This window comes from Bifidobacterium catulorum (genome assembly GCF_003129925.1).
Classification (GTDB): domain Bacteria; phylum Actinomycetota; class Actinomycetes; order Actinomycetales; family Bifidobacteriaceae; genus Galliscardovia; species Galliscardovia catulorum.
On sequence record NZ_QFFN01000019.1, the window covers coordinates 13,765 to 34,411 of the forward strand.

The 20,647-nt window shown below is 64.3% G+C and carries 14 protein-coding genes and 1 other RNA gene; 11 read left to right on the forward strand and 4 right to left on the reverse strand.

All coding sequences use genetic code 11. The annotated features are described in order from the left end of the window. Positions 1-28: 28 nt before the first annotated feature. Together DF200_RS07220 and DF200_RS07225 are read right to left on the reverse strand one after the other, a co-directional pair. The gene (locus tag DF200_RS07220; protein ID WP_109137608.1) at positions 29-925 is read right to left on the reverse strand and encodes a hypothetical protein; all 897 of its coding nucleotides are present in this window, start codon (positions 923-925) and stop codon (positions 29-31) included. 118 nt (positions 926-1,043) lie between these two features. Next, a complete protein-coding gene (locus DF200_RS07225; protein ID WP_241520186.1) occupies positions 1,044-2,423 on the reverse strand; it encodes a PspC domain-containing protein in 1,380 nt (459 codons plus the stop codon). A 190-nt stretch (positions 2,424-2,613) separates the two neighbouring features. Here DF200_RS07225 and DF200_RS07230 point away from each other — a divergent pair, with 190 nt between their 5' ends. From DF200_RS07230 to leuA, 3 genes are all read left to right on the forward strand, one after another. Then, a complete protein-coding gene (locus tag DF200_RS07230; RefSeq protein WP_158275805.1) occupies positions 2,614-3,876 on the forward strand; it encodes a sensor histidine kinase in 1,263 nt (420 codons plus the stop codon). Between the two features lie 107 nt (positions 3,877-3,983). Beyond that, on the forward strand, positions 3,984-4,724 hold the full coding sequence (locus DF200_RS07235; protein WP_109137611.1) for a LuxR C-terminal-related transcriptional regulator: 741 nt from the start codon (positions 3,984-3,986) through the stop codon (positions 4,722-4,724). Positions 4,725-4,923: 199 nt separating this feature from the next. Then, a complete protein-coding gene (gene leuA, locus DF200_RS07240; RefSeq protein ID WP_109137612.1) occupies positions 4,924-6,843 on the forward strand; it encodes a 2-isopropylmalate synthase in 1,920 nt (639 codons plus the stop codon). Positions 6,844-7,159: 316 nt separating this feature from the next. Here the strand turns inward: leuA and DF200_RS07245 are convergent, their stop codons facing one another. After that, positions 7,160-9,487: a transglycosylase domain-containing protein gene (locus tag DF200_RS07245; RefSeq protein ID WP_109137613.1), complete on the reverse strand. Its 2,328-nt coding sequence runs from the start codon at positions 9,485-9,487 to the stop codon at positions 7,160-7,162. Positions 9,488-9,794: 307 nt separating this feature from the next. Here DF200_RS07245 and DF200_RS07250 point away from each other — a divergent pair, with 307 nt between their 5' ends. Beyond that, on the forward strand, positions 9,795-12,086 hold the full coding sequence (locus DF200_RS07250) for an LTA synthase family protein (RefSeq protein WP_241520185.1): 2,292 nt from the start codon (positions 9,795-9,797) through the stop codon (positions 12,084-12,086). 36 nt (positions 12,087-12,122) lie between these two features. On the opposite strand, the gene glf is transcribed toward DF200_RS07250, so the two are convergent. Next, a complete protein-coding gene (gene glf / locus DF200_RS07255) occupies positions 12,123-13,301 on the reverse strand; it encodes a UDP-galactopyranose mutase (protein ID WP_109137614.1) in 1,179 nt (392 codons plus the stop codon). Between the two features lie 275 nt (positions 13,302-13,576). On the opposite strand from glf, the gene ffs reads away from it, so the two are divergent. From ffs to uriT, 7 genes are all read left to right on the forward strand, one after another. Beyond that, positions 13,577-13,671, forward strand: an RNA gene (gene ffs / locus DF200_RS07260) — signal recognition particle sRNA small type. A gap of 17 nt (positions 13,672-13,688) precedes the next feature. After that, positions 13,689-14,783, forward strand: a complete 1,095-nt coding sequence (locus tag DF200_RS07265) for a PfkB family carbohydrate kinase (RefSeq protein WP_109137615.1) — start codon at positions 13,689-13,691, stop codon at positions 14,781-14,783. Positions 14,784-15,144: 361 nt separating this feature from the next. Continuing rightward, positions 15,145-16,113 carry a PfkB family carbohydrate kinase gene (locus tag DF200_RS07270; RefSeq protein WP_109137616.1) on the forward strand — a complete coding sequence of 323 codons (969 nt, stop codon included), beginning with the start codon at positions 15,145-15,147 and terminating at the stop codon, positions 16,111-16,113. 116 nt (positions 16,114-16,229) lie between these two features. After that, entirely contained in the window at positions 16,230-16,925 is a 696-nt protein-coding gene (locus DF200_RS07275; protein ID WP_109137617.1) for a phosphoribosylanthranilate isomerase, read from the forward strand. After that, positions 16,925-18,082 carry an iron-containing alcohol dehydrogenase gene (locus tag DF200_RS07280; RefSeq protein ID WP_109137618.1) on the forward strand — a complete coding sequence of 386 codons (1,158 nt, stop codon included), beginning with the start codon at positions 16,925-16,927 and terminating at the stop codon, positions 18,080-18,082. The genes DF200_RS07275 and DF200_RS07280 overlap by 1 nt, the downstream gene beginning before the upstream one ends. A 42-nt stretch (positions 18,083-18,124) precedes the next feature. Continuing rightward, positions 18,125-19,069, forward strand: a complete 945-nt coding sequence (uriH, locus tag DF200_RS07285) for a uridine-preferring nucleoside hydrolase UriH (RefSeq protein WP_109137619.1) — start codon at positions 18,125-18,127, stop codon at positions 19,067-19,069. Between the two features lie 72 nt (positions 19,070-19,141). Next, on the forward strand, positions 19,142-20,560 hold the full coding sequence (uriT, locus tag DF200_RS07290) for a uridine transporter UriT (protein ID WP_109137620.1): 1,419 nt from the start codon (positions 19,142-19,144) through the stop codon (positions 20,558-20,560). The last annotated feature ends 87 nt before the right edge of the window (positions 20,561-20,647 follow it).

Here is a 20,647-nt window from a genome sequence, read left to right on the forward strand (position 1 = left end):
GAGATATCGGGTCTTCGGCCGATTCCGGTCATCGGTCGGTTTTGCGCCGTCGTACCGCAGAGGCGATACCGCCGATGACGAGCGCCGCACCGATCACCACGAGCGCGGAGATGGCGAGGATCGTCCACACGCTCGGCGACATCGCGAATCCGAACAGCCAGGTGCTGGCCAATCCTCCGAATGCGAACAACGCCAGCAACGTGCCCCATACGACGGTCGCCGTGCTCGGACCCTTCTTGTATTCCACGCGGGGCGTGTATGGTGCGCTGGGATTGGGATTGCCGGCATATTGGTTCCAGCCCGGATAGTTCGCGTATTGCGGCCCGGCCGTCGCCTGCGCCGTCTCGCCCGATCCGGGGTATCCGTTGCGATGCGCCTCGCTGGCGTAGCCTTGCGCGGCGGCGGCCTGCTGCTGCCAGGCTGCCTGCGGTCCGGGGGCTCCGTCGGCGTTTGGAGTTCCCTCGGGGTGTTCGGTACCGGCCAGGTTTACGTCCGGCTTGCCGATCATCGGCCGGGTCGGCAGGTCGTCGTCGGACGATGGCTCGGTCTCTTCGGTTTTTTCTGGCTCGGCGATGTCGGCAAGCTGGGCGTCCAACGGTTTGGTGGCACCGAGGCGTTCGTTGATGGTCGTGTCGATGACCGACGTCGGGGCGATGGGCCCGGACGAGGACGAATCCATCGAATCCGTTGCGATCGGCCGCGTTTCGGCGACAGGCGGCATCGCCTCCGTGTCGGCGTTCTGCGCGCGGACGCGTTCGGGGTCGATCGCCTGCGTCGGCGCCTCCGCCGACGACCGGCGTTCCTCCGTGGCGGGGAACGCCTCGGTGGCGGCGTCATCGGCTTGCTTCGTCTCGGCGCCTTCTCCGTCCGACTGTTTGATGATCATCGTCGGTGCGTTGGAGAATCCACGATTGTACATGGTCATGATGGTCTCGATTCATTGGTTGATGACGGTATTGATGACGATGGGTCGACCGCCGTCATATGGGACGGCGTATGGAATGTCGTGGCCGGTATGGTTGCCGCGGTCGGTATGTGTGCGGTCAGTATGTTTCGGGGTCGTCGTAACGGTCGTATGTCGTCGGACTGGAGTCAGTGACGTGAATGCTGGAGAACGCGGCGTCGCCGACCAGGAACAGCGAGTCGTCCGATCCCGATTCGTTGTAGGAGCTGGCGGAGGCGAACATCAGGTTCATGTTCGGCGTGGCGTTGCAGCCCGATGGCAGGATGATCGTCACCGTGCTCGACATCGCGTCGATGGGGAAGTCTCCCGTCGGGCATTCGCCCTCGTCGGGGTGCACGGTCCGCCAATCCGACAGGTCCACGGTCACGTTCGACGACACCGCCTGCAGTCCGTTGCCGCGCAGCTGGTAGAAATCGTCGGAGCGGTAGTTGACGTTGGTGCGGATCGCCGATTCGCCGTATTCGCCGCTGAGTTTGTTCGCGACTGTCGTATACGCGGGCATGGCGGCGTACGCGCAGATCGAGCAGATCAATGCGATGATGGTGATGGGAATCAGTCCGCCTGATTTGCGTCCGGCGAAGCCGACGACGATGGTGACGATGCCGAGCACGAACGTGGCACCGAGGACCCACAGGCAGATCAGCATCACCGGGGATGGCATGTCGGGAAATCCGGCGAAGTACAGGAAGTACAGCAGGGCGGCCAGCGAAAGCAGCAGCAGGCCGGACGTGATGCCGACCACTACCGGGCCGGCCGGCTTGCGGCGGTACACGACCGGGGGGACGCGTCTCGGCGGAGGCGCCTGGCGGAACTGCATGTTCGGCGGCTGCGGTGCGGCGTACGGCTGTTGGGGGCCGTTCGTCGGCGCGGCGTTCCCATAGGCGGGTGCCGGGCCGTTTCCGGCGGGGCGTCGTCCGGGGCCGGCTCCCGTGGCGCCCCGTCTGCTGGCGTCGCGGTTGTACAGCACCGCGGCGACGATGATGAGGACCACGAACACGGGTATGGAGATGAACGGCACGGCGAACAGGCTGCCCGGGCATCCGATGATCATCATCACGATGGCGATCCAGAACGACGACGGGAAGCGTCCACCGACCAGGGCGTCCTCGGCCAGTATCACGCCGTCTCGCTCATCCGGCAGCAGCAGCCAGGCGAGGCCGTAGAGCAGGGCGCCGAACCCGGCCGCGCAGAAGAACGCGAACCAGATGATGCGGATGATGATGGGGTCCCAGCCGAGACGGTTGGCGATGGCGCCGGACACGCCGCCGAGCCAGCGTTCGGAACTGCGGTTGAATCCCAGCGTGCGGATCCAGTTGAAGAAGCCGTTGCCGAACGGGCGGCCGGATTTGCGGCCGGCCGGATTTGCGTTCGGTGCGGCGCCCGGGTTCGCGCCCGGCTGCTGGGGCTGGAACGGCGGTGCTTTCGGCCCGCCGAACGGATTCTGGTCATAGGAGGTCATGCCACTCACATCCAATCTCTTCGGAAACGATCTTCGTTGATTCCATTCCACCGCGCAGCGGCATCGAACGCTATGGGGGAACACCCTGAACGTTCCCTGATTCATGGGTGGGAACCCCGAACCCGCGTTCTCGGCGACGTGGGGATTGTTACAGTTGAAGGACCTCCCCAAGACGAGAAGGAGCGTCATCATGGCAGAACCCAATCGTATGGGCCCTTCACCGGGCCGGACGCACCCGGCGGGGAGCGATTCCTCGGGGACAGGTGCAGGGGCCGGGGACCCCGCTTTCGACTCGCCCCTGCGACGCACCACGCTGAGCTCCCTCGTGGATGCGGCGAGCCGGATCCGGGAGTCGCAGCGCAACGTGCGGCCGGCGACGGTCGGCGTGGTCACGGCGCTGGTGGGTGTCCTCGCGATCGGACTGACGACCTGGGGCGTGATGGTGGGGTTGCCGGACCGCGTCGTGGTCGGACTGTCCATGGTGTTCATCGGCGTGGCGGTCGGCTGGGCACAGATGAGCTTCGTCATGGACGACCAGCTGCATCCGGAGATGCATACCAGTCGCATCACCATCGTCGTCACGGCGGTCAGCATGATGACGACCATCGTCGGCGTGCTGGTCATGTTCAGCACGGTGCTGCGTCTGGTGTCGCTGATTCAGGGTGCGGTAGCCGGATTCGTGATGATCCTTGCCTTGGGCGTGATCATAGCGCCATGGTGGATCAGTCTGGTCTCCGATCTTGGGATGCAGCGTGCGCGCACGGCCAGTGAGGAGCTTCGGGCCGACATCGCCTCCCGGCTTCACGATTCCGTATTGCAGACGTTGGCGTTGATCCAGATGCAGTCCGGGGACGCGACCAAGGTCGCGGCGTTGGCGAGGGCCCAGGAGCGTGACCTGCGCGAATGGCTGTACGGCGATCCGGAGGCGGCCGCCTCCTCGATGGGGGCGCCCGGCCCCGCCGCCATGCCGGCGACCGGTTCCGTTCCGCCGTCCGAGCCCCCGATGAAGGCCGGCCCCGGACCGTCGGCGGCCGCCCCGCCGCCAGCCGTGCCGCCGCCCGGTGCACGGGAGCCGTTGTCCCGCGTGATCAAGCGTGTCTCGGCCGGTGTGGAGGATGCCCGGGAGAAGCCCATCGACGTGGTCGTGGTGGGGGAGTGCCCGTATACGCCGAATCTGGAGGCGCTGCTCTATGCGGCCGTCGAGGCCATGAACAATGCGGCCAAGCACGGTGCCGCACCGATCTCCGTATATGCGGAGGTGGGGGCGGACCGTGTGCAGGTGTTCGTCCGCGACCATGGCGGGGGCTTCGACGTGGATCGGCTGCCTGCCGGTCATCTTGGGGTGAAGGAGTCGATCCTTGGACGCATGAAACGAGCCGGGGGCACCGCCGAGATCGTCTCCCGGCCCGGATGGGGCACCGAGGTGCGACTCACCCAGCCGCTGAGAAGCTGAAACGCGAGTAGTGAGGCTTCGCTCAGGCAGCTTCGGATCGCCGGGTCTAGGGAATCCGTGACCGGCGGCAATGATGCCATACTGAAGACGAGGAACAAGGAGCGAATATGACCGGAGAAGCCGTGGGAGACAATGTTCGGAGAATCCGCATCGGCGTGGTGGACGACCACGACCTGTTTCGGGCGGGCGTGATCGCGGCGATCACCTCGGCCGCCGATGATCTTGAGATCGTCGGACAGGCCGGTGACGTGGAGTCGTCAGTGCGCATGATTGCCGAGACCAAGCCGGATGTGGTGCTGCTCGACGTGCACGTGCCGGGTGGCGAGGGCGGAGGCGGGTCGGAGATCATCCTGCGCAGCATGCCGTACGCGCCGCATACGCTGTATCTGGCGCTGTCCGTCTCCGACGCGCCGGTGGATGTGGGCGCGGTCATCCGCGCCGGCGCCCGGGGCTACGTGACCAAGACCATCACCGCCGACGACCTCATCGCCTCCATCCGCCAGGTCGCCGAAGGCTACGCGGTGTTCAGTCCGAAACTGGCCGGATTCGTGCTCAACGCGCTCGGCCCCGCACAGTCGCCGCCCGCGTCCGGGGCACGGACGCCGCAGCCCACGGTCCCCGACCTCGACGGCGATCTCGACGACGACATCGACATCGACGTACTCAGCCCCCGCGAGCAGGAGGTCATGCGGCTCATCGCCCGCGGCTACTCCTACAAGGAGGTGGCCGCAGAACTGTTCATCTCCATCAAGACCGTCGAGACCCACGTCTCCAAGGTGCTGCGCAAGCTCCAGCTCTCCAATCGCGGCGAACTCGCCCGCTGGGCCGCCCATCGCCGCATCGTGTGATCATGCGGTCGTATCGCGCCGGTCATGGCCGGTGACTTTTCGGATTCCCACCTGTCCTGCGGGTATGTGACAGGGTTTCGAGCCGCCCGGTGTTTCTGTTGTCGCCGGCTTGTAAACTGTGAAAGTTGGTGGTCGAAAGGCCGCCGAACATGAATCTACGGCGCAACCGGCGCCGTTCTATATGGAAAAGGAGGAAGTTATGGGCCAGGATCATAACCCCGACGTTGACTCGGTATTCGATCTTGCGGCTGCTGCGGCGGCATCCAACGGAGGGAACAACGACCCGCTGCTGCCTCCCGCGCGTTTCATCGGCTCCCCGCAGAAGCCGAGCGCCATGCCGTACAACAAGTACGCATCCTATGAGCTTCAGGTGCCGTTCAGCTTCCCCGAACGCACCTGGCCGGACAAGACCTTCAAGCGTGCGCCCCGCTGGTGCTCCGTCGATCTTCGCGACGGCAACCAGGCGCTCGTCAACCCGATGGACTCCGAACGCAAGCTGCGCTTCTGGAACCTCCTCGTCTCCATGGGCTACAAGGAGATCGAGGTCGGCTTTCCGTCCGCCTCGGAGACCGACTTCGACTTCATCCGCATGCTCATCGAACGCGAGCTCATCCCCGACGACGTGACCATCGTGGTGCTCACCCAGTGCCGCGAGCACCTGATCCGCCGCACCTACGAGGCGCTCAAGGGCGCCAAGCGCGCCATCGTGCACTTCTACAACTCGGTCTCCGTGCTGCAGCGCGAGGTCGTGTTCCGCAAGAACCGCGCCGAGATCAAGAAGCTCGCCACCGACGCCGCCGAACTGTGCAAGAACCTTGAGGGCGAGGCCGAGGGCATCGATCTCTACTACGAGTACTCGCCGGAATCGTTCACCGGCACCGAGCCGGAATACGCCGTCGAGGTGTGCAACGCGGTCATCGACGTCATCAAGCCGACGCCCGAGCATCCGATGATCATCAATCTGCCGGCCACGGTGGAGATGACCACGCCGAACGTGTTCGCCGACGAGGTGGAATACGTCTCCACGCATCTCAAGGACCGCGACGCCATCGTGCTTTCCCTGCATCCGCACAACGACGAGGGCATGGGCGTGGCCGCCACCGAGCTGGGCGTGCTCGCCGGCGCCGACCGCGTCGAGGGCTGCCTGCTCGGCAACGGCGAGCGCACCGGCAACGTCGACCTCGTCACGCTCGGCCTAAACCTGCTCACGCAGGGAGTGGACCCGCAGATCGACTTCTCCAATGTGCCGGAGATTCGCAAGACCGTCGAATACTGCAACCAGATCAAGATCTCCGAACGTCATCCGTACGCGGGCAACTTCGTGTTCACCGCGTTCTCCGGCTCGCATCAGGACGCCATCAAGAAGGGTCTGGAGGCCCGTCAGATGGCCGCCGACCGCGCCGGTGCCGACCTCGACAAGTTCGTGTGGCTTGTGCCGTACCTGCCGATCGACCCGAAGGACATCGGCCGTACGTACGAGGCCATCATCCGCGTGAACTCGCAGTCCGGCAAGGGCGGCATGGCCTATCTGCTCAAGACGAACCACAACCTCGATCTGCCGAAGCTCCTGCAGGTGGAGTTCGACAAGATCGTGCAGAAGTACGCCGACGACACCAAGAAGGAAGTCAAGGACGAGGACATCTGGCGCCTCTTCAAGGACGAGTACCTTCCGGTCGAGTCCGGTGGTGAGACCGCGGCCGGCCATGTGGTGGGCGACACCTCCGATGCCTCCCTCAAGCAGTGGGGACGTCTCAAGCTGCTCAAGGTCTCCGTCTCCTCCGGCGAGGACGGCTCCGACACCGTGCTCAATGCCACCGTGCTGGACCGCGGCGCTGACAAGACTGCCGAACCGGTCGAGCGCCAGCTTTCCGGTGTGGGCAACGGCCCGATCGCCGCGTTCCTCAACGCGATCAGCGCGCTGGGCATCAACGTCTCCGTGATGGATTACGTGGAGCACGCCATGACCGCCGGCACCGACGCCATGGCCGCCTCCTATGTGGAATGCGAGATCGGTGACGCGCCCGAATCCCAGGTGATCTGGGGCGTCGGCATCGACTCCTCCATCACCACGAGCTCGTTGAAGGCCATCATCTCGGCCATCAACCGTTCCGAGCGCTGAGTTTTCGTCGCTCGCCGTGTGGTTGCACTCCCCCGCATTCGCGGGGGAGTTTTTTGTCGGCGCGTGGGATTTGGCGCCTTTACGGGGAGGGATGTTTGGGGTGGTTCTCCCCTCAGTCTCACTTCGTTCGACAGCTCCCCTCGGGGAGGGGAGCCGATTGGAGTGGATGTTCGGCTTCTGATTCCCGGGGAGCCGATTGGATGGGATGTTCTCCAACTGGCTCCCCTCGTGGTCGAGGGGAGCTGTCAGGCGTAGCCTGACTGAGGGGAGTCGGTCGGCTGGGGCGTTCGGCTTCTGCTCGGCTCCCCCGTCGCCATCACTGGGTGCTGTTGTTGGTCTGCCCCTGCTGCTGCGACTGGCTGCCGCCCTGTTCCGTCGTGCCGCTCTGGCTGCCGCCGTTCGACGACGACCCGCCGTTTGACGATCCGCCCTGCTGCTCGGACCCGCCCGACGACGATCCGCCCTGCTGCTCCGTCGTTCCGCCGTTCTGGTTCTGCGTCGACGATTCGTCCTGCTCCTGCATCTGGTACGACTGCGAGGGCGACGGGCTGGCGCTCGAACCGTTCTGGTCCTGGCTCTGGTTTTCATCGCTGTTCTGGTTCTGGTCCTGCGAACTCGACCCACCGGAGTATGAGGAGCCGCCGCCGGTGCCCCACGTGCCGTCCGTGCCGCCGACCGTGCCGTCGTCCGTGGCTTCGGGGAACTGCTCGTCGGCCACGCCTTCAAGCGCCTGCGACATATACAGCGTGAACAGGTGCGCCGGGTATCCCATGCCGCTCTGGTATCCGTTGAACGTCGGCATCTCCTGTGCGGAGCCGTCCTTGCCCGGGTTCCACATGGCGAAGATCGTGAGCGTGTTGGGCGTGAAGCCCACGAAGCTCACGGCCTTGGCATCGTTCGCGGTGCCGGACTTGCCGGCCATGGTCTTGCCGATGGAGCTCGCCTCCGAACCGGTGCCGTACTGGATCACGCCCTCCATGGCCTTGACAACGAGTCCGACGTCGTTCGCGTCGAACACGCGTTCGGCGCCCGTCGGGCCCTTGTACAGCTCCTTGTCCGACGAATTGTTCACCTGCTGCACGATGTGCACGGTGGGTTTCTGCCCTTGGTTCGCGATCGTGGAGAAGCCCCGGGCCATGTCCATCACGCTCAGACCGGAGTTGCCGAGCGCCGTGTAGGCGTCGTTCGCGATGTTGCCTTTGATGCCGGCCGTGTGCGCCGTGTCGATGATGGTCTGCGAGCCGAGATGCTGCGCGAGGTCCATGTAGACGGTGTTCACCGAGTTGGCCGTGGCCTGGTACAGGTTGATGTAGCCGTAGCTCACCCCGCCGGAGTTGCTCATCGGCGTGGTGATGCCGGGGAACGTGCGCGGCGAGTTGCCGTTGAACACGGTGTTGAGGCTCACGCCCTTCTGCACCGTCGACAGCAGCACGAACGGCTTCATCGTGGAGCCGACCTCGTAGGTGGCCTGCGTGGCGTTGTTGAGCTGGTGGGTGAGGAAGTCCTCGCCGCCGTAGATGGAGATGATGGAGCCGTTCTTCGGGTTTACCGAGATGCTGCCCACCTGCACGCCGTCCGGTATGCCCTTCTCCTTGTCGCTGGGCGTGGCCGTCTTGTACATGAGGTCCTGCTTGGCCTTGTCGATCGTGGTGATGATCTTGTAGCCGCCGGTGTCGATGTCGGTTTCGGTGAACGCCTTCGAGTTGACGAGCTCGTTGCGCACCATCATGAGCAGATAGCCCTTGGTGCCCTGGTAGATGTTGTCGGTCCTCTGCTTCACCGTGTTCGGCAGTTTGGCGTCGCTCTTCTCCTTGGCCGTGATGTAGCCGTCCTCGCTCATGATGTTGAGCACGCGCTTGAACCGCTGTTCGGCCATGGTCTTGTTCTTGGCCGGGTCCCAGTTGTTCGGCGAGGGGATGATGCCGGCCAGCGTGGCCGCCTCGGAGAGCGTGAGGTCCTTGGCCTCCTTGTTGAAGTACGCCTTCGCCGCCGCCTGGATGCCGTAGGCGTTGCGGCCGAGGTAGATGGTGTTCATGTAGTTGCACAGGACCTTGTCCTTGTCCTGCGACTGGGCGATCTTCAGCGCGAGGAACGCCTCCTTGATCTTGCCCTTGTATGTGGTGGTTTCGCCGAGGTAGTAGCGTTCCGCATACTGCTGTGTGATGGTCGATCCGCCCTGGCGCGTGCCCTTGGTCACGTTGTTCACGAGCGCGCGTCCGATGCCGCGCAGGTCGATGCCTCTGTCGGACCAGAACGTGCGGTTCTCCGACGCCACGATCGCGTTGCCCACGTAGTCCGGCAGCGCGGAGCAGTCGATGATCTCGCGGTTCTGCTCGGCGAAGCTTCCGATCTCCGTTTTGCCGTCGTTGTAGTAGACGGTCGTCTTCTCGGCCATGGCGATCTTCTCGGGGTCGGGCACCTCCGTCGTCGCATACAGGAACGCGAACGTGCCGCCGCCCGCCACGATGCACAGCAGGAGGAACAGCAGTATGCCCTTGAGGATCCTGTGCTTCTTTTTCTTCTTCGGGGGTCGATGCGATCCGCCGGCGTTCGGCGTGTGCGAGGTCGGCCTGTTCACCGCGCCCCCCGCCGTTCTGGGGGAGGAGGCGGCTGATCTGATTGATCGACGAGTCTGGGAAGCCATAACTTTCAGGCTACCCCGCGAATCGTCGGGAATGCTTCCGACGATGGCAAACGTTCATACTATTCGTACGATTTATCGTCGTCATCCTTGAAATATCGTCGATATTTCACCGTCCGTATACCGTTCGCCGTACGTGAAGGCCCCAAGAAGGTGTATATTCTCCGATTTTTTCAGGTTCGTTGGTTACACTGGCCGGTTGTCGGAATACATTGACGATGACCGGATTCCCCGATATCGGCCGTCGGCGTCCGTCGGATCCGCCGACGATGCCGCGGCGGGGGCGATATCACGACGAAGGAGACTGCACGTGACCGTGGACCAGAACGTGGCCGATGACGACAAGCCGTCGGACGCCGACATGCATGATGCGGGCGTCATCTCCGACACCGGGACGAGCGGCGACGGCATCGATGATCCCGGTGACTCCGGTCGTGTCCGTCTGATCGAGCACAGGCCGCTGCCCTGGTGGTTCTACGTCGTCGCGTTCCTCGTGGTCGACGCCGTGGCCGTGGGCCTGCTGCAGTGGAGCGTATGGACCGTGGAACCGTTGCGCGGCTTCGGCGGCTTCATCTCCAAGATGTGGGCAAGCGGCCAATTCCAGTTCGCGTTGAACATGCTGCTGCTCGGCATGGTCTACCTCGTGCTGCTGATGATCGTCAACCGGTTCTGGACGGCCACGCCCCTGTTCCTCTCCATCGTGGGATTCTGCGCGGTGGCGGAACGGTTCAAGGTGGGCGCGCGCTACGAGACCATCAAACCCTCAGACCTGGGCTTCCTCAAAAGCGACGCCGGCAACATGGCCGGCTTCATTCCCAGCGGGTCCGGGCGCATATTCATGAACGCGGCCATATTCTTCCTCGCCATGGTCGTGATCTGCTATTCGCTGCGGCATCGTGACGGACGGCGACGGTTCGTCGACTTCGACGACCGGCGACTCTCCATCACCACGCGCGTGGTGCTCGTCATTATGCCGTCGCTGTTCGTCGGCCTGTTCGCCGCCGGCCTCGGCACCACCGGTTCATGGTCGAACTCGTTCGCGCAGGCGCTCGGCGACTCGCCGAAGCTCTGGGATTCCGTCGAGGACGCCCAGGCGAACGGCACGCTCATGGGCTTCGCGCGATTCGTCAACCCCAAGGTCATGGATGAGCCGGCGAACTACTCGCAGGCCACGATGAAGGCGATCGCCAAGAAATACGCGGCCGAGGCGGAGACCATCAACAAGGACCGCGCCGTGAACATGCAGGACAGCACGGTCATCATGGTGCTCTCCGAATCGTTCTCCGACCCGACCCGCGTGCCCGGCCTGAGCCTCAACAAGGATCCGATGCCGAACGTCCGCGCCATCAAAACGACCACGACATCCGGCAGGATGCTGTCCGCCGGCTACGGCGGCGGCACCGCGAACATGGAGTTCATGGCGATGACCGGCCTGTCCATGGCAAACTTCGACGCCTCGCTCAGCTCGCCCTACCAGCAGCTCGTCCCCAAGCTCACATGGACGCCCACCTTCAACCAGCTGTGGAACGGCGGCAAGGACTCCCAGGCGTTCCATCCATACGAGTCCTCCATGTATTCGCGCCGCGAGAACTACAAAAAATTCGGGTTCGCCCACTTCTGGACGCTGAACGAGCCCGACGTTATCGCCCACCAGGACCGCATCGACAGCTCGCCGTACGTGCGTGACTCCGACGCCTACCAGAGCCTGCTCGAAAAGATCGACACCGATAAAAGCCAGTTCCTCTCGGTGCTGACCATGCAGAACCACATGAACTACGACAACTGGTACAACGACAACGAGTTCAAGGCGTCGAGCACCGATCCCGACTCGCCGCTCGGCCTCGACGAGACCACGCAGATCCAGACCTACGCCAAAGGCATGGAATACACCGACCAGGCCACCAGGAGCTTCCTCGACCAGCTCGACAACATCAGCAAGCCCATCACCGTGATCTTCTACGGCGACCATCTGCCCGGCATCTACGCCTCCGCGTCCTCGGACGCGAACAACTCCGTGGCTCTGCATGAGACCGACTACTTCATCTGGTCGAACAAGGCGTCGCAGTCACATGGCACCAAACTGCCCGACTCCACCTCGGCCATCACCTCGCCCAACTATTTCATGGCGCAGACCGCCGAACACATGAACGCGAAGGTGAGCCCCTATCTGGCGTTCCTCACCGAACTGCACGACAAGGTGCCCGCATTGGAGCCGCCCGTGGTGAACCAGATCCAAAGCTGGTCGCGCATCCCCGACGGCCAGGCGCTGTATCTCGACAGGAAAGGCAACCGCGTGGACATCACCAAGGCGGACAAGGCCACGCAGGAGCTGCTGGAGGATTATCGCCTCATCCAATACGACATCACCGACGGCGAAGGCTATCTCAAGGACACGGCGTTCATGTCGCTGCCGCGCGAGAACCGTTCGGTGAGCCAGCTTGAGGCGGAAAGCGAAATGCCCGAAGGCACCAAGAACGCGGCCGGCGTTCCCGACCCGACCATCGCGCCCACCGAGTTCAGCGACCACGACAGCGACGACACGGATTCGTCCAAGTCCGCCGCTGCCACGCCGACGCCGGCCCCGTCCCGCAAGGAGGAGTAGGGCCGGTCGGTACGGCGGCCGTTGCGCGGGGAGTGGCTACTTCCTCAGCAGCGGGGCGACCTGCTCGTCATAGGCGGTCAGGGCGGTGTCGATCACCTGGTGCATGTCGTAGTACTTGTAGGTGCCGAGACGCCCGCCGAACACGGTGTTCGGCTCCAGCGCCGCCTTCGCCTGATACTGCGCGTAGATGTTCTTGTCGTCCTCGGTGTTGATGGGGTAGTAGGGTTCGTCGCCGCGCCGGGCGAAGCGCGAGTACTCCTCCCACACGACCGTCCTGCCGGGCTTGTACGAATCCGCGCGTTCGGGGTTGAAGTTCCTGAACTCGATGGCGCGGGTGAACGGTACGTCGGCGTCGGCGTAGTTCATGACCGGGCAGCCGAAGTGGTCGTCCTCGTCGTAGCGGCGCTCCTTGAAGTCGACCGTGCGCCACTTGAGTTCGCCGAGGTCGTAGTCGAAGTACCTGTCGATCGGGCCCGTGTAGACCACGGGGATGCCGGCCGCCTGGATGGCCTTCCTGTTCATCGGCTGCGATTCGTCGAAGAAGTCGACGCCGAGCGACACCTCGATGCGCGGGTCGGCGATCATCTTTTCGAACCATGCCGTGTAGCCGTCCTTCGGCAGGCCCTCCCACGTGTCCTTGAAATACCGGTTGTTGTAGTTGAACCGCACCGGCAGGCGGCGGATGATGCTCGCCGGAAGCTCGGCCGGGTCGGTCTGCCACTGCTTGCCCGTGTAGTTCTTGATGAATGCCTCGTACAACGGCTTGCCGATGAGCTTCTTGCCCTGTTCGTCGAGGTTCTTCGGCGTGATGTCGGCGTATTCGCCGGCCTGCTCCTCGATGAGCCGTTTCGCCTCGGCCGGCGTGTAGGAGGCGTGGAAGAACTGGTTGATGGTGCCGAGGTTGATCGGCAGCGGGAACACCTCGCCGTCGTGCGTGGTGTACACGCGGTGCACGTAGTCGGTGAACTCGGTGAAGCGGTTGACGTATTCCCACACGCGGGCGTTCGACGTATGGAACAGGTGGGCGCCGTACTTGTGGATCTCGATGCCGGTCTCGTCGTCGAAATACGAGTAGGCGTTGCCTCCGATGTGGTCACGCACGTCGATGATATGGACCCGGGCGCCGGCGTGTTCGGCCGCCTGTTGCGCGACGGTCAGGCCGAACAGGCCCGCGCCGACGATCACGAGATCGGTGTTGTTGGGATTGAATTCCATGGATTTCCTCGACTTTTCTCACATGGTTGGGTTGCTGTTCCATGGTACATGGCGGGATTATGCGTCATATGGGTCGGCTGCCGTCACATGGTGCGGCTGCCGTCACGTGGTGCGGGTGGACCGTGTCACGTGTTGTTGGAAACGTTGCAATTCCAACGTTTTGACGACTGCGTTACGTGGTGCGGGTGGACCGCGTCACGCGACCTGGCCCGTGTCACGCGACCCGGCCCGCGTGACACGGTTGTGTCGTCCACGGCGATGCTGTATAGTGGCTATCCGGCTCCTACGCGGCGTTACGCCGCCCAATCCCCCCAGGGCAGGAATGCAGCAAGGGTAAGCGGTCTCTGGCGGGTGCGTAGGGGTCTTTTCTTTTTCCCAGGGGACCTCATGACCGAACGCGAACGTCAGATACTGCTGTGGATCACGCAGAATCCGATGATCAGCCAGAACGAATTGGCTGAACTGGCCGGCATCACCCGGTCCAGCGTCGCCGTGCACATCTCCAATCTCATCAAAAAGGGATATCTTCGCGGCCGCGGCTATATCGTGGCTCCTCCCAGCTATGTGGCCGTCATCGGCGCGGTCAACATGGACGTGTTCGGCGTCGCCTCCCATCGGATCGTCGGCGGCAGTTCCAACGAGGGGCATGTGTTCTACAAGCTCGGCGGGGTCGGCCGCAATATCGCGCTGAACCTGTGCCGTCTGGACGTGCCGAACTACCTCGTCACCGTGTATGGCGACGACTACAACGGGGAGCTGTTCAAATCGGACGCCGTCCGCAACGGCATGGACATCACCTATTCCCGGCAGCTGACCGGCGTCGGCACATCCACGTATCTGTATGTCAATCAGCCTGACGGCGACCGCATGGTCGGGCTTGACGACATGGGCATCAACGGGAACATCACCCCCGATTTTTTGGAGGAACGACGGTCGGTCGTCGACAACGCCGACCGGGTGGTCATCGATTCCAATCTCTCCCAACAGGCCATCGACTGGGTGTACGACAATTGCGACCGCCCGGTCTTCGCCAAATCGGTGTCGGTGAACAAGGCCCGGCGTCTGCTGTCTCGTCCCGAGCGGCTTGACACGCTGGTGCTCGACTTCGTGGAGGCCGAGGTGCTGTCCGGCGTGAAGGTGACGGACGAGGAGTCCGCACGGCGTTGCGCCGACGTGCTGATTCGGCGTGGCGTGCGCAACGTGTGCGTGCATGGCAGCAACAAGGGGATGCTGTACCGGAATGCCGACGAATCGGTGTATTTCCCGCTGTCGGGGAAGGCTTCGTCCGACCGGAACACCAACGGCGCCGGGGCCTCGGCCGTCGCGGCGTTGACGTGGGCGCGTGGCCTCGGATGCGGTTTCGGGGAGAGCGGACGGCTGGCGGTGGCGGCGGCGTCGCTGACCGCGGAGTCGAACGAGGCCGTGAATCCCGGCATGTCCGCCGATCTGCTGCGTGAGCGGGCCGAACGGTTCCGATCGTAACTGCGGGCTTTATTCTGCGGACTTCATACTGTTGACGAGGCCGGCGAAGACTGTTCGACGGGGTCGTCGAAGACCGTTCGATGGACGTCCGCCCGCGAATCGGTCCGATGCATGGGGCGACGATATGCGGCCCATGATGTTCCGGAATCATCCATACGTCATCTTGCATGGGCGCGTATTGCGCAGGACACGCGCGAATCACCGTGGTTGACATGTTTGCGGGGCATGGTGTAGTGTTTTATCTAACAAAAGTTTAGAGCACTAAACAAATGTTGATATCGTTTGGTCCACGAATATGTCGACAGGTGGCAGCGCCCTGAACTTGGTCAAGGAAGACGCGGAAACTCGAAGGAGAATAATCATGGGTGATTATTCGTCGACCGGACGGGACCCCTACGTGGTGGTCATCGGCGGCATGAACATAGACATCTGCGGACGGCCGCACGAGACGGTGGTGAACCGTGATTCCAACCCCGGCGTGGTAAGCATGTCGGCGGGCGGCGTCGGACAGAACATCGCACAGAACCTGGCCCATCTGGGCGTGCCGACGTATCTCGTGACCGTATACGGCGACGACGCGAACGGATTCGCGCTGAAGGCCGCATGCGAGGGCAACGGCATCCGTCTCGACCAGGCGGCGCAGCTCAAGGGAGAACGCACCTCCACGTACATGTTCGTGACCGACGAGACCGGCGACATGCTGGTGGCCGTCAACGACATGGACATCTGCAAGAGGATCACGCCGGAATTCCTCGCCGAACGCCTCGACTTCATCAACGGGGCGGCGATCTGCCTGCTGGACGCCAACCTCGCATCCGAGACGATGGCGTGGATCGGCGAGCACGTGACGGCACCGCTGTTCGGCGACACCGTGTCGACCGTGAAGGCGCATCGCTTCGAGCCGATCCTCGACAAGATGACCGTGCTCAAGCCCAACGACCTCGAAGCCTCGGTGCTCACCGGCATCGACGTGGAGGACGCGGACAGCGCCCGCGCGGCCGCGAAGGCACTGCTCGACAAGGGCGTGCGCAACGTGTTCATCTCGCTTGGCGTGCAGGGCATCCTGTGCGCGAGCCGCCGCGCGGACGGCGACGTGATGGTGCAGGTGCCGCCGTACCTGACCGAGATCGCCACGGCGAACGGCGCCGGCGACTCCGGCATGGCGGCGATCACGTGGAGCTACTTCGACGATCCGGAACGTGACCTGGCCGAGACCGGGCGCATCGCGCAGGCGGCGTCCAGCATCGCCCTCGAATGCACCAAGGCCGTGCCCGACATCACCGTGGAACGCATCCGCGGCAAGATGGCGGACGCGACGCTCGCCGTGTGACGGGCGGACCGATCAGCACGGACGCGGCCTCGCGGCGCATACGACGAACAATCAACCGAACAACCATACCGACCACAACGACCGATACAACCCGATACAGAGACAAAGGAGCACACATGGTAGTCAAGCAGCTGTACTCGCTGATCGAATACGACGAGAGCGTCAAGACCATGGAGGCCGGTGCCGACCACATCGGCCTGGTGCCCATGCAGAACGGCGGCGTGCCAGCCCACCGCGTGCCGCTGGAGCGCGTGCACCGCATCTTCGACGAATGCAAACGGCGTGGCGTGGTCTCCGTGGCGATCATGCTGACCAACGACCCCGACGAGATGATCGAACTGGCCGAGGAGATCCAGCCCGACATCCTGCACGTGGCCGGCGACGGCTACGCCGCCGACGAGGCGTTCGCCAAGCGCCTCAAGGCCGTGGCCCCGAACACCAAGCTCATGCAGGCCGTGCTCGTGGACGACGAATCCGCCGTCGACCGCGCCAAGAAGTACGCGCAATACTGCGACTTCATCCTCACCGACTCCGGCCTCGCCCCCGACACCGGCATCGGCGCCAGCGGCCAGACCCACGACTGGTCCATCGACGCGCGCATCGTGGCCGAATGCGGCAAGCCGGTCATCATGGCCGGCGGCCTCGGTCCCGAGAACGTGGCCGACGCCATCCGCCAGTGCAGGCCGTACGGCGTCGATTCGCTGACCAAGACCAGCATCAAATACGACGGCGGCTACATGGAGAAGGACATCGACAAGGTGCGTGAGTTCTGCCGGAACGCCGACGCCGCGGCCGCCGAGGTGGGCGCCTGATGGAAGTCAAGATGCTGCAGAAGGTCAAGGTCGTCTGCACCGACGACCTCGGCGGGACCTTGCTTGAGATCCTGAACGCGGAGGGATACCGTCGGCCGCTGTTCGTCACCGATTCGTTCGTCGCCACGATGCCGCTCGTCGTGGCCGCCCGGCGGAAGCTCGCCGACGACGGCATCGACTGCGCCGTGTTCGACGAGGTGCGTCCCGACCCGTTGTGCGAGACCGTGGCCGCCGGCGTGGAGGCGTTCCGCGCCCACGAGGCCGACAGCATCATCGCCATCGGGGGCGGCAGCTCCATGGACGTGGCCCGTGGCGTGAACATCGTGCGCGTCAACGGCGGCGAGATCATCGACTACACCGATCCGAACGTGCCGATCGCCGACTGCCCGGGCATGATCGCCGTGCCCACCACGTCCGGCACCGGAAGCGAGGTCTCCAACGCGCTCGTCGTCACCGACGGCGCCACGCAGCGCAAACTCGCCGTGCTCGCCGACCCGGCCGTCAGCGAATACGCGGTGCTCAACCCCGATCTCACGATCGGTCTGCCGCCGCGCATGACCATCGCCAGCGGTCTCGACGCCTTCTGCCACGCCGCCGAAGGCTACCTCTCGCGCATGGCCAGCCCCATCACCGACGCCGTATGCGAGAAGGTGATGTTCCTGCTGTACAACTACCTGCCGCGCGCGGTGCGCAACGGCGAGGACCGCGAAGCCCGCGAACGCGTGATGGTGGCCGCCACCCTGGCCGGATGGATGCTCAACAACGCCGGCACCATCGCCGGACACTCCATCGCGCACGTGCTCGGTTCGAAATACCACATCGTGCATGGCGAGGCCGTCGGCTACGCGCTGCCCGGCGTCATGGAGTTCGTCGCGCCCGTAATGCCGCACAAGGTGCGCGAGATCGGCCAGATCCTCGGCGCCGTCTACCCGGAGAACGCTCCGGAGGAGCAGACCACCGTCATCGCCGTCCGCGCGTTCAAGGAGTTCCGCGACCGGATGCTCGGGCTGCATCCCTTCGAGGACTACGGCATCGACCGCGACGAGCTGCTCGCCAACGCCCAGGCGGTGGCCTACGAACGCTTCGCCGGCAACACGCCGCGCGACATCGGACCCGCCGAGGCCCGGCAATTGCTGGAGGCCTTTGGCGTACGCTGAAATCGTCGACACAAAGCAGTGAACCTACATAAGGAGATCACCATGACCAAGAAGATCATTCTCGATTGCGACCCCGGTCACGACGACGCGATGGCCATCCTGCTCGCCGTGGGCAACCCGGACATCGAGCTGGTGGGCGTCACCACGGTCGGAGGCAACCAGAGCCTGCACAAGGTGACATACAACGCCCGCGCCGTGCTTGAGGCGGCGCACGCCACCGACGTCCCCGTGCACCGCGGCTGCGACCGGCCGATCCTGCGTCCGCTCGAAGTGGCCGCGTCCATCCACGGCGACACCGGCCTCGACGGCGTCGAGCTGCCCGAACCGAGCCGTCCGCTTGACGAGGGCCACGCCGTCGACTGGATCATCGACACCATCATGAGCAACGAGCCGAACACCATCACGCTCGTGCCCACCGGGCCGCTCACCAACATCGCCATGGCATGCCGCCTCGAGCCGAGGATCGTGGACCGCGTCAAGGAGATCGTGCTCATGGGCGGCGGCTACCACGTGGGCAACTGGAGCGCCTGCGCCGAATTCAACATCAAGGTGGACCCCGAGGCCGCGCACATCGTGTTCAACGAGCCGTGGCACCGTCTGACCATGGTGGGCCTCGACCTGACGCATCAGGCGCTGTGCACGCCCGAGGTGCAGGGCCGCATCAACGCCATCGACACCGATCTGGCGCACTTCGCCAGCGGCCTCATGGACTTCTTCCGCAAGGCCTACCAGGGCAACCAGGACTTCATCGACCCGCCGGTGCACGACCCGTGCACCGTGGCCTACCTCATCGACCCGAGCGTCATGACCACGCGCCGCTGCCCGCTCGACGTGGAGATCCACGGCGACCTGACCCTCGGCATGACCGTCGCCGACCTTCGCGGTCCGGAGCCGTCCGCCGACGAATGCAACACCCAGGTGGCCGTCAAGCTCGACTTCGAGAAGTTCTGGAGCCTCATCATCGACGCCATCAAGACCATCGGCTGATCGGGGCCATCCGGGATTCTCCGAATCCAGCCGTAACTCATCGGAAAACCCAATCATAGAAGTGAATGAATCATGACCGAAACCAACGAAACCAAGATGCTCGACTCGGGCGGCAAGTCCGTCGTCGCCCTGATGACCGCGCTCATGGCCGCGATCTTCGCCTTCCAGCTCAACGCCTCCATGCTGTCGCCCGCGCTGACGACCATGCAGAACGAGCTGAACACCACGGCCGCGCAGATCGGGCTGACGCAGACGGTGTTCTTCACCTCCTGCGCGCTGTTCTCCCTGTTCCTGCCGCGACTCGGCGACCTCATCGGCCGTAAGAAGGTGCTGCTCGGCATCCTCGTGCTCACCGGCGTCGGCTGCGCCATCTCCGCGCTCGCCGTCAACGTGACGATGCTGATGATCGGCCGCGTGGTGCAGGGCGTCGCCGGACCGATCGTGCCGATGGCCCTCATCATGCTGCACGCCAAGGTCACCGAGGACGCCAAGTACGCCAAGCTCATGGCCATCCTCACGGCCGTCAACGGCGGCATCGGCGGCGTCGACGCCATCCTGGGCGGCTGGCTCGCCGGCACCTTCGGGTTCCGTTCCGTGTTCTGGGTCATGGTCGGCGTGGCCGTGCTCGCCATCGTGCTCGTGCTCGGCTTCGCCGAGGAATCCACCGCCAAGGAGACCCCGAAGATGGATTGGGGCGGCGTCGTCACCCTGGGCGTCGCGTTCCTCGCCGCCTACATGGTCACCCAGGAGATCCAGAAGCTCGGCGAGGCAAACTGGGCGCTCATCGGCGGCGAGGTCGTCGTGGCCGCGGTGTTCTTCGTCATCTTCTGGCAGATCGAGAAGCGGCATAAGGATCCGATGATCCCGACCAAGTACATGAAGCAGCGTCGTACCTGGGGCCTGCTGCTCACCACGCTGCTCACCATGACCGGCGTGTTCGCCATCATGAACGGCGTGGTCCCCGCCCTCGCGCAGGACGCCGAGGCCGGTGCCGGCATGAGCGCCAGCATCGTCTCCTTCGCCACGCTCACCCCGTACGCGCTCGTCGGTCTGGCGTTCGGTCCTGTCGCCGGTCTGCTCGCATCCCGGTTCGGCTACCACAACGTGCTGCGCGCCGGCCTGCTGGTGAGCATCGTGGGCGCCCTGTTCGGCGTGTACGTCTCCAACGCCCCGAGCGTGTGGGCCATGGTCGTCATGTCCGTCGGCCTCGGCGTCTCCTACGCCGGCACTGCGAACATCATGCTCAACGGTCTTGGCGTCGTGCTCTCCCCGGAGGACAACCCCGGCTACCTGCCCGGTCTCAACTCCGGCGCGTTCAATCTGGGCGCCGGTCTGAGCTTCGCCGTCCTGTACGCCTTCCTCAACGCCTTTACCGCCTCCGGTGGCGCGACCGCGGGATACGCGGCCTCCATGGTCGCCGGTGCGGCCATGCTGGTCCTCGCCCTGCTGGTCTCCTTCCTCGTCCCGAAGGCGGACAAGGCGGAGGGCTGATGCCACGTCCCCGAGGACGGTGGTCGGCCGCGAACGCAGTCGGGTTGTTCCCGGCGGTTGTGAACGATAACCAACTACCGTGAAGAA

Excerpts from the sequence above, each read along its gene's own strand:
- DF200_RS07220 (WP_109137608.1), bottom strand. The coding sequence starts at position 925 with ATGACCATGTACAATCGTGGATTCTCCAACGCACCGACGATGATCATC.
- DF200_RS07225 (WP_241520186.1), bottom strand. The coding sequence starts at position 2,423 with ATGACCTCCTATGACCAGAATCCGTTCGGCGGGCCGAAAGCACCGCCG.
- DF200_RS07230 (WP_158275805.1), top strand. The coding sequence starts at position 2,614 with ATGGCAGAACCCAATCGTATGGGCCCTTCACCGGGCCGGACGCACCCG.
- DF200_RS07235 (WP_109137611.1), top strand. The coding sequence starts at position 3,984 with ATGACCGGAGAAGCCGTGGGAGACAATGTTCGGAGAATCCGCATCGGC.
- leuA (WP_109137612.1), top strand. The coding sequence starts at position 4,924 with ATGGGCCAGGATCATAACCCCGACGTTGACTCGGTATTCGATCTTGCG.
- DF200_RS07245 (WP_109137613.1), bottom strand. The coding sequence starts at position 9,487 with ATGGCTTCCCAGACTCGTCGATCAATCAGATCAGCCGCCTCCTCCCCC.
- glf (WP_109137614.1), bottom strand. The coding sequence starts at position 13,301 with ATGGAATTCAATCCCAACAACACCGATCTCGTGATCGTCGGCGCGGGC.
- DF200_RS07265 (WP_109137615.1), top strand. The coding sequence starts at position 13,689 with ATGACCGAACGCGAACGTCAGATACTGCTGTGGATCACGCAGAATCCG.
- DF200_RS07270 (WP_109137616.1), top strand. The coding sequence starts at position 15,145 with ATGGGTGATTATTCGTCGACCGGACGGGACCCCTACGTGGTGGTCATC.
- DF200_RS07275 (WP_109137617.1), top strand. The coding sequence starts at position 16,230 with ATGGTAGTCAAGCAGCTGTACTCGCTGATCGAATACGACGAGAGCGTC.
- DF200_RS07280 (WP_109137618.1), top strand. The coding sequence starts at position 16,925 with ATGGAAGTCAAGATGCTGCAGAAGGTCAAGGTCGTCTGCACCGACGAC.
- uriH (WP_109137619.1), top strand. The coding sequence starts at position 18,125 with ATGACCAAGAAGATCATTCTCGATTGCGACCCCGGTCACGACGACGCG.
- uriT (WP_109137620.1), top strand. The coding sequence starts at position 19,142 with ATGACCGAAACCAACGAAACCAAGATGCTCGACTCGGGCGGCAAGTCC.